Source organism: Streptomyces sp. NPDC096176 (genome assembly GCF_044763255.1).
Lineage (GTDB): Bacteria > Actinomycetota > Actinomycetes > Streptomycetales > Streptomycetaceae > Streptomyces.
Genome location: NZ_JBIWFV010000001.1, coordinates 203,508 through 217,228 on the forward strand (window position 1 = coordinate 203,508; position 13,721 = coordinate 217,228).

The window sequence follows — 13,721 nt, forward strand, 5'->3', positions numbered from 1 at the left end:
GTCGGAGTCGCCATGGACCGCTATCCCCTCATCGCCGATCACGGTCTGATCGGTGACCTGCAGACAGCTGCGCTGGTGTCGTTCCAGGGTGTCGTCGACTGGTTCGCTGCTCCCCGGTTCGATTCGCCCAGCGTCTTCGCCGCTCTCCTCGACCACGACCGCGGCGGATACTTCGTGCTCGCTCCGGACGCATCCGACCCTGCCTGCAGACAGATCTACTACCCGGACACGGCAATCCTGGTCACCAGGTTCATGTCGCCCGAGGGCGTCGGCGAGGTCATCGACTGCATGGAGCCGGACCGCACACTCACACCGACCGACCGGCACACACTGGTGCGGGTCGTGAGGTCGGTACGCGGTACGGTGCGTTTCCGGCTGGAGTGCCGACCGCGGTTCGACTACGGCCGGGCAACGCACGAGCTCGACCTGCGCCCGGAGGCCGCGGCCTTCCGGGCACCGGAGCAGACCGCCTACCTCCAGGCCACCTTCCCCCTGCAGAGCGACGGGACGGACGTCCGGGGCGAGGTGACACTGCGGGCGGGCGAGGCGGCGGCGACCGCGTTCACCGTCTGCGACCGGGACGGTGAACTGCCGGCTCCCGTCACCGTGGACGGACTTGCCGACCGGATGTTCGCCGTAGGTGCGTTCTGGCAGGACTGGCTGCACACCTCCCGGTACAACGGCCGCTGGTCCGACATGGTCAACCGCTCGGCCATCACGCTGAAGCTGCTGACCTACGCGCCCACGGGTGCTCCCGTCGCCGCGGCGACGATGGGGCTGCCCGAGCAGGTCGGCGGCGAGCGCAACTGGGACTACCGGTACACCTGGGTGCGTGACGGGTCGCTGTCGGTGCGGGCACTGCTGGACCTGGGGTTCGTCGAGGAAGCCGCCCGGTTCACCCGCTGGCTCGGCGACCGGATGCGCGACCGGGCGGACCTGCCGGGCGAACGCCTTCAGATCATGTACCGGGTCGACGGGGATCCCGACATCCCGGAGGAGATCCTTGGCCATCTCGAGGGCTACCGCGGCTCGTCCCCGGTACGGGCCGGGAACGCCGCGATGGACCAAGTCCAGCTCGACATCTACGGTGAGGCGCTCTACGCCATGGCGGAGGGGCGCGAGGTGGGGGTCCAGACCGGATACCACGGCTGGAAGGGGCTGGCCGCCACGCTGGACTGGCTCGCCGAGAACTGGGACCGGCCGGACGAGGGCATCTGGGAAACCCGGGGCGGCCGCAAGGACTTCACCTACAGCCGCGTGATGTGCTGGGTCGCCTTCGACCGCGGACTGTGCCTCGCGGCGGAGTTCAGCAGGCCCGCCGACACCGTCCGATGGACCGCCGCACGCGACGCGATCCTGGAGCAGGTGATGGAGCGGGCCTGGAGCACCAAGGAGAAGGCGCTCGTCCAGCACTACGACGACGATGTGCTGGACGCCTCGCTGCTGCTCATCCCGCGCCTCCGGTTCCTGGCACCCAAGAGCCCCGGATGGCTGCAGACGCTCGACGCCGTGGACCGCAGGCTCGTCTCGGACAGTCTTGTCTACCGCTACGACCCCGCGGCCTCCCCCGACGGCCTGCGCGGCTCCGAGGGCACGTTCAGCCTGTGCACGTTCCTCTATGTCGACGCGCTCGCCAGGGCCGACCGCATCCCTCAGGCGCGGTATGCCTTCGAGAAGATGCACACGTACGCCAACCATGTCGGCCTGTTCGCCGAGGAGATCGGCCCGAGCGGCGAACAACTCGGCAACTTCCCACAGGCGTTCACCCACCTGTCCCTGATCATGGCCGCCACCACCCTCGACGACGCCCTCAATCAGCAATCGGGGCATGTGGTGCCGCCGGTGCGGCCCGTATTCATCTGAGGACCCGCGGCACATGGCACACGAGGGAGAGTTTGGTCGGGGCGCCCCACTCGACGGCCCCGCGTTCGCGCGGCTGTACGAACGGCTTCGGCGCGACGTCCGTTCGACGGCGGAGGCCGGCCGCGGAGCGTTGGACAGGATCACCGCGGACACGGTCCGGCAGGCTGCCCGGCAGGTGAGGTCGGGGCGGACGGTGACGCTCGCCGCGGCCGTGGAGGCGGTGCCGGGACCGGACAACCCCGACGCCTGCTCCCACCGGATGACCGGTGCGGTCGCCGCGCGGGGGCTCGGGTTCGCGCGGGACCGATTCGCGATGAACGTGCACGGTGACGCCGACAGCCATATCGACGCTCTGTGCCACGTCGTCTACGACGGCACCCTGCACGGTGGGGTCCCCGCGGACACGCTCACCGTCGACGGAGCGGGCGCCCTCTCCGTCGACCTGGCACGGAACGGGATCGTCGGCAGAGGGGTGCTGCTCGACATCCCCCGGCTGCGTGGTGTCCCGTGGCTGGAGCCGGGCGACCACGTCACCGGAGCGGACCTGGCCGCTGCCGAGAAGGCCCAGCACATCGAGGTCACCGCGGGGGACCTGCTCTTCGTCCGGGTGGGACACCGCCGTCGCCGCAGCAGCCTCGGGGCGTGGAACGCGGCGCAGGCGAGGGCCGGTCTCCATCCCACCGCCATGACGTTCCTGGCCGACCGGCGAGTGGCCGTACTCGGCGGTGACGGCAACAACGACACGGCCCCCAGCGCGGTCGAGGGCGTCGGCTTCCCCGTACATGTCCTGGGGGTCCACGCGATGGGCCTGCACCTGCTGGACTATCTGCAGTTCGAGGACCTGGTGCCCCTCTGCGAGGAGGAGGACCGCTGGTCGTTCCTGTGCGTGATCGCCCCGCTCCGGCTTCCCGCGGCAACCGGGTCGCCGGTGAATCCCCTCGCGATCCTGTGAGACCGCCGGGCGCCGCGGGCGCCCGCGCGGGTCCCCGCCAGTCGCGGGGGGCGCCCGTGTCAGGCCGTCGCGCTCCCGCCCGTGGACCTGTCCCGCTTGCCCGGCTTCCGCGGGGGTGGCAGCTCGGCCGACGGTCCGGTAGGCAGGAGCTCGGTCGTGGCGAAGGCGACCACGGCGGCCCGGACCACCACGGGTGTCGAGTCGGCGTTCCCGAGTAGCAGGACCACGAGGACCACGCTGCTGACGGGCAGCCGCAGGGGCGCACGTCGTCGCCGCTGCCGTACCCGCGGCCACTGCCGGGACGACCCGCCGATCGCCACCGCCGGCAGCGGCCGCGCACGCCGCGGCCCGTGCCCGGCCGTGCTGTCCGCGCGTACCGTCACGACGGCCGGAGCATGCTGTCGGCTCCGGGCGGTCCGGTTCCGCCGCCCGCGTCGCGGGCGGTAGCGCCGTCCTCCGCGGCGTCCAGGAACTCACGGATGGCGAATGCGGCGAGCAACGCAACCACGATCCAGAGCACCACCGCCGTGGTCGGGTAGGACCAGGTGACCAGCACCAGCACCGCAACCAGCAGGATGGCGCCGCCGGTCCACGGCTTGTAGCGGTGCGTGAACCGCCCCACCGGGCCCAGCCGCAGCCCGGCCGACAGGGCGACCCCGCGCACGGCCCCGATCCCGGTGACGCAGGCCCGTCGCACCGTGCCCGCCGTCTTGGAGGGCCCGGTGAGGAAGGCGCCGATGGCGGTCACCAGGGCCACAGCGCCAAGGGCGCGCACCGAGGCACGCAGGAATCTGACGAGTGTGTCGAAGACGGCGGTTGCCGCGGGCTGGGAGACGCCCGGTGGCAGGCGGTCGAGATAGATGCTGCGGAAGATGGTGCGGCCGACACCCAGGACCAGCATGGCGAACGCGATGCTCAGCGCGACCGCGATGAGGGCCCGGCGGCGGTGCGCCGCCAGGGAGTACACCGGCGGCGGCGATCACAACGGTCACGACCGGCAGCCATGTGCCGACGATCTGCAGGATCCGCATGTACGTCTTGATCTCGCCGAGGTCCTCGGATGCGAACACCACGAAGTGGGTGTGCACTTCGGGGATATTCGCGGCAGGGGCGAATCCGGCTTTCACCAGTTCGTCCTTGGCTCTGTCGACGACGGGGCCCAGGTCGACGACGACCTCGTTGTTCTCCAACGAGACGGTGCCCCCGCCCTTTCCTGTCAGCGCCTTGTTCAGCGTCCTGTGCGCGGCCCGGTTGCCGTCGATCCACAGGGTCTGGAACGCGGGGCCGGAGACGATACGCCGGACGGTGCTGCTGATCAGCTCCTTCAGCCCGTTCTCGATCGGTCCGCTGAGACCACCGATCAGTTCGGCCGCGGCGGGAGGCACCCCGTCCTGCTTCGCCGTGGCCGAGAGGTCCGCCACCAGGGCCTTCACGTCGATCCGGTCGAGGATCTCGGTCGTGGCCCGGTTGGTCACCGCGGTCTGTACGGCCGGATCTTTGGCGAGCGGCGCGACCGTCTCCACGTAGCGGTCGGTGTCCTCCACGATGCTGTCGGCCCACACGGCGACGACCGAGAGCACGGACAGGACGGCGGCCAGGACCACCAGTACGGCGGAGAGCACCGACCGCCCCCTGTGCCGGCGGCGGTTGCCGGAGCTTTCCAGGTCCGTGATGCGGCGTTGCAGGTCCTCCAGCCGTTCCCGGTCGTCAGGCGGGCGCGAGCCACCGCCATTTGTGCCGGACGGATCCGGTCCGAAGCTGCGTGGGGTGCCATGGAGCGCTCCTTCGTCAGGTGCGACGGGGCCCGCGGGCGGCGGAGCAGCCGTCGCCCGTCCAGGAAAAGCGCTCCCGCCTCATCCCGCGACCGGAGCGGTCGCCCGGGACTGGCGAGGTGTCAGTACCTCCCCGGCTGTGGCGCGAGGCACAACGCCCGGAACCTCCCCGGCTGTGGCGCGAGGCACAACGCCCGGAACCTCCCCGGCCGTGGCGAGAGGCACAACGGCCCGGAACCTCCCCGGCCAGGGCGAGAGGCACAACGCCCGGATGACGAACACGTCGAGCGCGATCAGCGCCAGTGCCCGGAACGGGTGGTGGGGCAACCACAGGAAGTTCGCGATCAGGCCGAGACCGGCAAGCGCGATGCCGAGGGCACGGACCTGGACGGCACCCCTGAACAACGCGAATCCGGCGAGCACGAGCACGACGCCCGGGATCAGGTGGAGCCGGCCCAACCGGTCGGGCTGAGCCCGAAGATGCAGTTGCGCGTGGCGACGCACACGTCGTCGTCGGCGATGGCGGAGATGTCCGAGAAGACGCTCACGATGCCGCCCACCACCATGAGGACGCCCGCGAACGTCATCCCCTCGGCGGCGCCGCTGCCGTGCGATCTGCTGCCTTCCCGCCCATGCCGTATGAGTGACCATGGAGCGTTCCCTCGGCTTGTTACGGCCGACGGACCGGACAACTTGCGTATGCCGGTCGGATTGCTTGCAGCGTCCGTCTGTCCGGCCGTGCCCGCATGTGCGCTCCCGCCTCCGGTCCGGTCGCCGGGGGCCGGGAGGAGGGATACGTTTTAAGAGGGACGTCTTGTACGGACGATACGCAAGGACGGTGGTCGCCGTGGGCGACGCCCCGCACTACGACGTGATTGTCATCGGTACCGGAGCAGGCGGCGGAACGCTGGCCCACCGCATTGCGCCGTCCGGGAAACGGGTGCTCATTCTCGAACGCGGTGACTATCTTCCGCGCGAACGGGACAACTGGGACTCGACGGCCGTGTTCGTCAAGGGCAAGTACCGCGCCCCGGAGTTCTGGATCGACAAGCACGGCGACGCCTTCCCGCCGGAGGTCAACTACTACGTCGGCGGCAACACCAAGTTCTACGGCGCCGCCCTCTTCCGGCTGCGCCCCGAGGACTTCGGCGAGATTCGCCATCACGACGGCGTCTCGCCGGCCTGGCCGATCCGCTACGAGGACCTGGAGCCGTACTACACGCAGGCCGAGCACCTCTATCTCGTGCACGGCCGGCACGGCGAGGACCCGGGCGAAGGGGCGGTGAGCGCGCAGTACGCGTATCCGCCGGTCGAGCACGAGCCGCGGATCCAGCAGCTGAGCGACGACCTCGAGAAGCAGGGGCTGCACCCCTTCCACCTGCCGATCGGGGTCAATCTCAGCCAGGACGAACAGGGCCGCGCGACACATTCCAGCGTGTGCATCCGCTGCAACCGGGTGGACGGCTTCCCCTGCCTCGTCCGTGGCAAGTCCGATGCGCAAGTGGTATGCGTCGAGCCCGCGTTGGCGCATCCGGGCGTCGAGATGATCACCGGTGCCCGGGTGACGCGGCTGGAGACCAACGGCACCGGACGCAGCGTCAGCACGGTCGTGGCGCAGCTGGCCGACGGGACACCGGCGCGGTACGAGGCGGACATCGTCGTCGTGGCGTGCGGCGCGGTGAACTCCGCCGCACTGCTGCTGGCCTCGGCGAACGACCGGCATCCCAGGGGGCTGGCCAACAGCTCCGACCTGGTCGGCCGGCACTACATGCGGCACAACAACCTCGCGCTCATGGCGGTGTCGCAGGAGCCCAACGACACCCAGTTCCAGAAAACCCTCGCGCTGCACGACTGGTACCTGGGCGCGGACGACTGGGACTACCCGCTGGGCGGGATCCAGATGCTTGGCAAGTCGGACGCCGAGCAGATCCACGGCGAGGCCCCGCGCTGGGCCGGTGCGGTGATGCCGGACATGCCGTTCGAGGTGCTGGCCCATCACGCCGTGGACTTCTGGCTGTGCGGCGAGGACCTTCCTCTTGCGGACAGCCGCGTCACGCTGGACGGAGAGGGAAGGATCCACCTCTCCCTCGACGAGAAGAACAACACGGCCGGGTTGAAGCGCCTGAGGCACAAGCTGCAGGGCATGCTCGGGCACCTGGGCATGCACGAGCAGCATCTGCTGCCGCACAGCATCTATCTCCACAAGGGCATGCCCATCGGGGCCACTGCGCACCAGGCGGGCACGGTCCGGTTCGGCGACGACCCCGGCAGTTCGGCCCTGGACGTCCACTGCAAGGCGCACGACCTGGACAACCTGTACGTGGTGGACACGAGTTTCTTCCCCAGCATCGGCGCGGTGAACCCGTCCCTGACGGCCATGGCCAACGCCCTGCGGGTCGGCGACCACATCGTCGATCGGCTGAGCTGACCGATCGGCCGACCGGGCGAACAACCTCTGCCCAACGGCCCAAGACGGCGCATGAATACGCGTTTCCGCCGTGCGGCGGTGCTTGTCTGGCGAGTCGGCTCATATCGGTACGAGGAGGCAGGCCATCGTGAGTTCCACCGCCGGTGCCCCGCGGGGAGTGATCCCCGCACACCTGCTGAAGGGTCAGAAAGCGCTCGTGACGGGCGCCAATTCCGGCATCGGCAAGGCGACGGCGATCGGACTGGGCCGGGCCGGCGCAGACGTGGTCGTCAACTACGTGGCCGACCGCGACGCGGCGGAGCAGGTCGTTGAGGAGATCAAGGGCTTCGGGGTGCGGGCCGCGGCGATCGAGGCCGATGTGTCCCAGGAGGCGCAGGTCACCGCGATGGTCGACCGGATGGTCCAGGACTTCGGGACGATCGACATCCTGGTGGCCAACGCGGGCCTGCAACGCGACGCCCGCTTCACGGACATGACGCTCGCCCAGTGGCAGAAGGTGCTGGACGTCAATCTCACCGGCCAGTTCCTGTGTGCCCGCGAGGTGACCAAGGAATTCCTGCGGCGCGGTGTGGTGCCCGAGGTGTCACGCGCGGCCGGGAAGATCATCTGCATGAGCTCGGTGCACCAGCTCATCCCCTGGGCGGGTCATGTGAACTACGCCTCGTCCAAGGGCGGCGTGATGATGATGATGCAGACCCTGGCGCAGGAACTCGCGCCCATGGGAATCCGGGTGAACGCCGTGGCCCCCGGAGCCATCAGGACGCCGATCAACCGCAGCGCATGGGAGACGCCCGAGGCGCGCGACGACCTGCTGAAGCTGATCCCCTACGACCGCATCGGGGATCCCGAGGACATCGCCCATGCCGTCGTGGGTCTCGCCTCCGACCTCATGGACTACGTGGTGGGAACCACGCTCTTCGTGGACGGCGGGATGACCCTCTTCCCGGGATTCGCCACCGGCGGCTGACCCTCGCCCCAGGACGTACCCGAGCAGCAAAGGCGCACATGCACACCACGGTCCATCTGCTGGCGGACGTCCCCGCCCAACTGCTTCCCGCCAGACAACTCATGGCGTTCACCCTGGCCTCGCACATCATCCTGGTGCCGATGGGCGTCGCACTGCCGCTCATCACGCTGGTGATGCACTGGCGCGGGCTGCGCCGGAACGACCCGGTTGCCCTGCTGCTCGCCAGACGCTGGTCGGCGGTCATGGCGGTCCAGTTCGCCATCGGCGTCGTCACCGGCACCGTGCTGTCCTTCGAGTTCGGACTGCTGTGGCCGGGGCTGATGGGGCGTTGGGGCGATGTGTTCGGCATCGGATTCGGCGTCGAGGCCTGGGCCTTCTTCCTGGAGGCCGTGCTCATCGCCATCTACCTCTACGGCTGGCGCAGGCTGAAGCCCCGTACCCACTTCCTGCTCGCGCTGCCACTTCCGGCAGCCGCACTGCTCGGGGCGTTCGGGATCCTGGCCGCCAATTCCTGGATGAACACGCCGCGGGGGTTCTCGCTCGACTCCGAGGGCAACCCTGTCGACGTCGACATCTGGAAGGCGATCTTCACTCCGATGTTCGGTCCGCAGTACTGGCACTTCGTGGTGGCGATGCTGGTGACCGCGGGATTCGTCGTGGCCGGTGTCTACGCCGTCGGCTGGCTGCGGGGGCGCAGAGACCACTACCACCGGCTCGGCTTCACGGTCCCGTTCACCGTTGCTGCCGTGTTCACCCCGGTGCAGTTCGTCCTCGGCGACTCCATCGCCCGCTCCGTCTTCCACGAACAGCCGGTGAAGTTCGCCGCGATGGAGATCGTCTGGGAGACCGACACCCATGTGCCCGAGTATCTCTTCGGCCGTCTCAACGAGGACGGGAGCATCTCGGGCGGCCTGAAGATCCCCCAACTGGACTCCATTCTGGCCGGTTTCCGGGCCGACACGAAGGTGACCGGCCTGACGTCGGTACCGGCGAGCGACCGGCCCACGGCCGTCCAGGCCACGATCGCGCACTGGGCCTTCGACATCATGGTGCTGATCGGCTCGCTGCTGGCTCTGCTCGCCCTCTGGTACGCGTGGGTCTGGTTGAGGCACCGACGGCTGCCCGCCTCCCCCTGGTTCTTCCGTAGCGCGGCCTGCGCGGGCGTCGCCTCGGTCGTCGCCGTCGAATGCGGCTGGATCACGACCGAGGTGGGACGCCAGCCCTGGATCGTCTACCAGAACATGCGGGTCGCCGAGGCGGTGACGTCGACGCGGTCCACCAGCTTGTGGATCATGCTCGGGCTGGTGATCGTGGTCTACGTACTCGTCTTCGGCGCGTTCCTCGCCGTACTGCTCAAGATGCGCACCGGATGGCGGCTCGCCGACGAGCACCGGGCCGGCCACCCGGGCGGGGAGCCCGAGACCGCCACCCCGTACGGTCCCCGCGCACGGGTGCCGGCCGGAGACGCGCCGGCGCCCGGGGGCAGCGGGGCAGAGGACGGCGGGCGCCCGTGACCGCCGACCTCATCGCCGTGGTGCTGCTGCTGGCCGTGACCGCCTACGCCTGCGCCGGCGGAACCGACTACGGTGCCGGCTTCTGGGATCTGACCGCCGGCGGAGCGGAACGGGGCGCGCGCGCCCGTCGGCTGATCGACCACGCCATGGCCCCTGTCTGGGAGGTCAACAACGTCTGGCTGATCTTCATCTTCGTCATCATGTGGACCGGCTTCCCGACGCTGTTCCAGACGGTGTTCTCCGCGATGTGGCTGCCCCTGGCGCTGGCCGCCGTCGGCATGGTCCTGCGCGGCGCCGGGTTCGCGCTGCGCAAGCCCACGCGCAGCCTCGCCGGGCGACGCGTCTACGGCGCCGCGTTCGCCGTCGCGTCCCTGGTCACCCCGTTCTTCCTGGGCGCAGCCGTCGGCGGGGTCGCGTCCGGCCGGGTCGCACCGGGCACCGAGGCATCTTCGGATGCCTGGGCCAATCCGACGTCCCTCCTCTTCGGACTGCTCGCCATCGTCTCGGCGGCGTTTCTGGGGGCCGTGTCCCTGTCCGCCGACGCGGCCCGGTTCGGCGCTCCCGACCTCGTCGGGTACTTCCGCCGACGGGCGCTCGTCAGCCTCGCCGTCCTCGCCGCCTTCTCCGTGGGCACGCTCGCCGTCACCCGTTACGACGCACCCCATGTGTGGCACGGGCTCACCCACGGATGGGGCCTCGCCTTCGTCGTCGCGGCCGCCGTGCTGTCCGCCGCCAGCGGATGGCTCCTGCGCGTGGCAGGCAACTGGTCCAGGGTCACCGCCGTCGGTGTGGTCGGCGCTGCCGTCGTCGCCTGGGGGATGGCGCAGCGCCCCTATCTGATTCCCACGTCGCTGACCGTCGCCGAAGGCGCGGGCGATTCGACGACACTGCGCTGGCTGGCGCTGGTCACCCTGGTCGCCGTGGTGCTGATCGCTCCGGCCGTCGCCTTCCTGTACTGGCTCGACACCCACGGCGAGCTGGAAGCCCTCACCGACGCCGACCTGCGGGGCGATGGCCCGGGCGGTGACGGCCCGACGGACGTCGGCCGGCCGGCCGCCGGCTGAGCGAACGCGCGGAATCCGAGGAGGCAGCCGCTCTGAGCGACGACGAGATCTTTCTCGGTATCGGACTGACCGTCCTGCTCGCCGTCGGCTCCCAGGTCCTGGCGAGCAGACTGCGCGTACCCGCGCTGATCGTGCTGCTGCCGGTCGGGTTCGCCGCGGGGGCACTGACCGAGGACATCGATCCGAACCGGCTGCTGGGCCAGGCCTTCTCGCCCATGGTCTCGCTGTCCGTGGCAGTGATCCTCTACGACGCCGGGCTCGGGCTCGACCTGAGACACCTCAGGGACAGCACCCGGCGGATCGTCACGAGACTGCTGCTGCTCGGCGTGGTCCTCACCGCGGGTGCCACGGCCGGGATCGGCCCGGTGCTCTTCGGCGTTCCGCTCGAGGTCGCCGTGATCCTCGTGGTGTCCGGGCCCACGGTCGTGGGCCCGCTGCTCGACTACGTCCGGCCGACGGACAAGGTGCGCCGCGTCCTGGTCTGAGAAGGGACCTTGATCGATCCGGTCGGCGGAATCCTGGGTGCGCTCGCCTTCCACGCGCTCGTCTCCGCCGGGTCCGAGCCACCGGACGTGTACGCCATCGGCGGATTCCTCACCGGCACGGCAGTCGGCCTCGCGGGCGGCCTGGTGGGCACCGGGCTGCTGTGGCTGGCGCTGCGCGTCCTCCGCCTTGGTGAGCTGCTCGGCACGCTCGCCCAACTGGCCGTCGTGGTCGCCGTGTCGGCGGGCTGCGACCTGTTGTTCGACGACACCGGGCTGATCGCCGCGATCGTCATGGGGCTGGCGGTCGCCAATCTGCCCGGACTCGACCTGCCGGCCCGGAGACAGTTCTTCGAGACGCTCGTCCAGCTGATCATCGGGCTTCTCTTCGTCTCCATCTCGGCCACCGTCACCCCGGTCTTGGTCACGCCTGTACTCCTTCCCTCCCTGGCCCTGGTCGCCGTCCTCGTCCTCGTCGTGAGACCGCTGACCGCCTGGCTCTCCACCTCGCGAACGGGCCTCGGCGCCGGAGAGCGTGCCTTCATCGGATGGATGGCGCCCCGCGGAATCGTCGCCGCCTCCACGGCGGCCGCGTTCTCCGCCCCGCTGGCCGACGCGGGGCTCGACTCGGCCGGCAAGATCCTGCCGATCACCTTTCTCGTCATTGTGGGAACGGTCCTGATCTACTCGCTGACCGCCGTCCCGGTGGCCCGCCGGCTGGGCGTCGCCCGATCGGCGCGTGCCTGCCCCCTGCTGGTCGGCGGCGACGGCTGGGCCGTCGACCTCGGGCGCGCACTGCGGTCCGCAGGGCTCGAGGTGCTGATGTGGGCAGGGCCGCAGGAGCAGCGGCAGCGGATTCGGGAAGCAGGGATCGAGCTGGCCGCCGGAGAGCTGGTGGCGGCGGCCGGCGACCCGGCGCAGCTCGAAGGGATCACGGCGGTGCTCCTCCTCACCGACGACGACTTCAACGCAGTCGTCTCGATGATGGTGCGGGACACCGTCGACGGGCCCGTCCACCGCGTTGCCCCGCTGTCCGACGACGACGGTGCCGTCGCCCCCTACGCGGGCGGCGGTGACATCCTGTTCGGCCGGGGGACGACCCGGCGCACTCAGTCGGAGCGCTACGCGCAGGGCGCCCGTTTCCGGGCGAAGCCCGCGTCCGGACCACTGGGACCGGAGGACGAGCCGCTGTTCGTCGTACGGGCGGACGGCCGGCTGGACCCGGTCACCGCGACGCCGCCGGCCTCGATCGCCGAGGGGGACACCGTCGTCCTGCTCGGCGCCCCGACGACCGGCCCGGAGGGGAGGGAGCCGTGATGTCCTGGGCGACAGGCTTCCGGCTGCGGCAATACATCAAGGCGAGCCTGTGGATCGTCCCGCTCGGCGGCATTATCTTCGGAACGGTCTTCGCCCATTTCGCCGTGCAGGTGGACGGGGCGGGCCGGCTGCCGGCGGACTGGCGCTACTCCGCGTCGACGGCGAGCAGCGTGCTCAGCTCGATCGTGGGATCCATGATCGCCCTGCTCGGCTTCGTCGTGACCATCGGCGTGCTCGTCGTTCAGCAGGCGACCGGGACACCCTCCCCCCGGTACATGCGGCTCTGGTACCGGGACCGGTTGCAGAAGGCCGTACTCGCCACGTTCACCGGAACGTTCGCGTTCGCCTTCTCCCTCCTGCGGTCCATCGAGTCCGACTCCGTCCCCGACCTGGGCGTCACACTGGCCGGCCTGGCCGTGGCCGTGAGCCTGCTGCTCCTGCTCGTCCATCTCAACCGCTTCACCCACAACCTCAGGCCGGTGGCGATCGCCGACCTCGTCGTCCGTCGCGGGCAGTGCGTGCCGGCCCGGTGGGCCGCGGAGAGCGCCCGCCACGGGGACCGGGAAGGCGACGGCGGTACGGTGCCCATGTCCGGTGCCGAGACGACCGTGATCCGGTCCGAACGGGGGGGGCGCCATCCAGGCGTTCCACGTGGCGGGTCTGCGGGATGCCGCGGCTCGCCACCGCTGCACGCTCGTACTCACCCGCCGGTGGGCGATTTCGTGGTGCCCGGCACGCCTCTGATCGAGGTACGCGGCGGCGTATCGGCGCCAGACCCCCGCCAGTTGCAGGGGTACATCGCCCTGGGGCCGGAACGGACCGTCGACCAGGACCCCGCCTTCGCGCTGCGCATCCTCGTGGACATTGCCATCAGAGCGCTCTCCCCGGCCGTGAACGACCCCACCACCGCCGTTCAGGTCCTCAACCACATCGACGTGTTCCTGCACGCGGTGGGCCGGTCCGCACTGCGCCGCAGCCATGTGGTGGCCGGGGAGCGGGGCCGGCCGCTCGTGATCGTACCCGGCCGGACCTGGGAGAACTACCTCCAGCTTGCCGTCACCGAGATCCGTGAGTACGGGGCGACCTCCACCCAGGCCTGCCGGCGGCTGCGGGCGCTGCTGGAGGGCCTGCTCGACACGCTGCCTGCCAGTCACCACGACGCGGTCCGCGCCGAGCTGACCCTTCTGGACGCATCGGTCCGACGGCACTTCGCCGACCCCGCCGGACGTGCCACGGCGGGGACGGGAGACCGGCAGGGCATCGGCGGCGGGTGCGAGCCGGCAGGTCCGACGTCCGCATGAGCGGCCGCTGCGCAGGCGACGGGGTCCGTCCCGGGCGGCGTCGTCGACGCGCGTGCGGGCT

General features: G+C 70.4%; 14 protein-coding genes. 10 read left to right on the plus strand and 4 right to left on the minus strand.

What is annotated here, in order from left to right; all coding sequences use genetic code 11:
- Nucleotides 1-12: 12 nt before the first annotated feature.
- Complete coding sequence (locus ACIQ7Q_RS01095) at nt 13-1,863, plus strand: glycoside hydrolase family 15 protein (protein WP_403854934.1); 1,851 nt, start codon at nt 13-15, stop codon at nt 1,861-1,863.
- Between the two features lie 13 nt (nt 1,864-1,876).
- Nucleotides 1,877-2,815 (plus strand): cyclase family protein, encoded by a 939-nt coding sequence (locus tag ACIQ7Q_RS01100; protein ID WP_403854936.1) that lies wholly within the window; start codon nt 1,877-1,879, stop codon nt 2,813-2,815.
- 59 nt (nt 2,816-2,874) lie between these two features.
- Here the strand turns inward: ACIQ7Q_RS01100 and ACIQ7Q_RS01105 are convergent, their stop codons facing one another.
- Nucleotides 2,875-3,198, minus strand: coding sequence for a hypothetical protein (locus tag ACIQ7Q_RS01105; RefSeq protein ID WP_403854938.1), 324 nt, complete (start codon nt 3,196-3,198; stop codon nt 2,875-2,877).
- Nucleotides 3,195-3,782 (minus strand): hypothetical protein, encoded by a 588-nt coding sequence (locus ACIQ7Q_RS01110; protein ID WP_403854940.1) that lies wholly within the window; start codon nt 3,780-3,782, stop codon nt 3,195-3,197. The genes ACIQ7Q_RS01105 and ACIQ7Q_RS01110 overlap by 4 nt, the downstream gene beginning before the upstream one ends.
- 170 nt (nt 3,783-3,952) lie before the next feature.
- On the opposite strand from ACIQ7Q_RS01110, the gene ACIQ7Q_RS01115 reads away from it, so the two are divergent.
- Nucleotides 3,953-4,342 (plus strand): hypothetical protein, encoded by a 390-nt coding sequence (locus ACIQ7Q_RS01115; RefSeq protein ID WP_403854942.1) that lies wholly within the window; start codon nt 3,953-3,955, stop codon nt 4,340-4,342.
- 326 nt (nt 4,343-4,668) lie between these two features.
- Here the strand turns inward: ACIQ7Q_RS01115 and ACIQ7Q_RS01120 are convergent, their stop codons facing one another.
- On the minus strand, nt 4,669-5,016 hold the full coding sequence (locus ACIQ7Q_RS01120) for a hypothetical protein (protein ID WP_403854943.1): 348 nt from the start codon (nt 5,014-5,016) through the stop codon (nt 4,669-4,671).
- A gap of 11 nt (nt 5,017-5,027) precedes the next feature.
- Nucleotides 5,028-5,174: a hypothetical protein gene (locus ACIQ7Q_RS01125; RefSeq protein ID WP_403854945.1), complete on the minus strand. Its 147-nt coding sequence runs from the start codon at nt 5,172-5,174 to the stop codon at nt 5,028-5,030.
- A gap of 260 nt (nt 5,175-5,434) precedes the next feature.
- Here ACIQ7Q_RS01125 and ACIQ7Q_RS01130 point away from each other — a divergent pair, with 260 nt between their 5' ends.
- From ACIQ7Q_RS01130 to ACIQ7Q_RS01160, 7 genes are all read left to right on the plus strand, one after another.
- On the plus strand, nt 5,435-7,015 hold the full coding sequence (locus ACIQ7Q_RS01130; RefSeq protein ID WP_403854947.1) for a GMC oxidoreductase: 1,581 nt from the start codon (nt 5,435-5,437) through the stop codon (nt 7,013-7,015).
- Nucleotides 7,016-7,142: 127 nt separating this feature from the next.
- Entirely contained in the window at nt 7,143-7,982 is an 840-nt protein-coding gene (locus ACIQ7Q_RS01135; protein ID WP_403854949.1) for an SDR family oxidoreductase, read from the plus strand.
- Between the two features lie 38 nt (nt 7,983-8,020).
- The gene (locus ACIQ7Q_RS01140; protein WP_403854951.1) at nt 8,021-9,496 is read left to right on the plus strand and encodes a cytochrome ubiquinol oxidase subunit I; all 1,476 of its coding nucleotides are present in this window, start codon (nt 8,021-8,023) and stop codon (nt 9,494-9,496) included.
- The gene (locus tag ACIQ7Q_RS01145; protein ID WP_403854953.1) at nt 9,493-10,560 is read left to right on the plus strand and encodes a cytochrome d ubiquinol oxidase subunit II; all 1,068 of its coding nucleotides are present in this window, start codon (nt 9,493-9,495) and stop codon (nt 10,558-10,560) included. Before ACIQ7Q_RS01140 ends, ACIQ7Q_RS01145 begins: the two co-directional genes overlap by 4 nt.
- Nucleotides 10,561-10,634: 74 nt before the next feature.
- Nucleotides 10,635-11,045 (plus strand): cation:proton antiporter, encoded by a 411-nt coding sequence (locus ACIQ7Q_RS01150; protein WP_403856377.1) that lies wholly within the window; start codon nt 10,635-10,637, stop codon nt 11,043-11,045.
- Nucleotides 11,046-11,054: 9 nt separating this feature from the next.
- Nucleotides 11,055-12,359: a sodium:proton exchanger gene (locus ACIQ7Q_RS01155; protein WP_403854955.1), complete on the plus strand. Its 1,305-nt coding sequence runs from the start codon at nt 11,055-11,057 to the stop codon at nt 12,357-12,359.
- Entirely contained in the window at nt 12,359-13,660 is a 1,302-nt protein-coding gene (locus ACIQ7Q_RS01160) for a DUF2254 domain-containing protein (protein WP_403854957.1), read from the plus strand. Before ACIQ7Q_RS01155 ends, ACIQ7Q_RS01160 begins: the two co-directional genes overlap by 1 nt.
- Nucleotides 13,661-13,721: the final 61 nt, after the last annotated feature.

What these genes read in the sequence shown, in the direction of transcription:
- ACIQ7Q_RS01095 (WP_403854934.1), top strand. Translation starts at nt 13, where the DNA reads ATGGACCGCTATCCCCTCATCGCCGATCACGGTCTGATCGGTGACCTG.
- ACIQ7Q_RS01100 (WP_403854936.1), top strand. Translation starts at nt 1,877, where the DNA reads ATGGCACACGAGGGAGAGTTTGGTCGGGGCGCCCCACTCGACGGCCCC.
- ACIQ7Q_RS01125 (WP_403854945.1), bottom strand. Translation starts at nt 5,174, where the DNA reads ATGACGTTCGCGGGCGTCCTCATGGTGGTGGGCGGCATCGTGAGCGTC.
- ACIQ7Q_RS01140 (WP_403854951.1), top strand. Translation starts at nt 8,021, where the DNA reads ATGCACACCACGGTCCATCTGCTGGCGGACGTCCCCGCCCAACTGCTT.
- ACIQ7Q_RS01160 (WP_403854957.1), top strand. Translation starts at nt 12,359, where the DNA reads ATGTCCTGGGCGACAGGCTTCCGGCTGCGGCAATACATCAAGGCGAGC.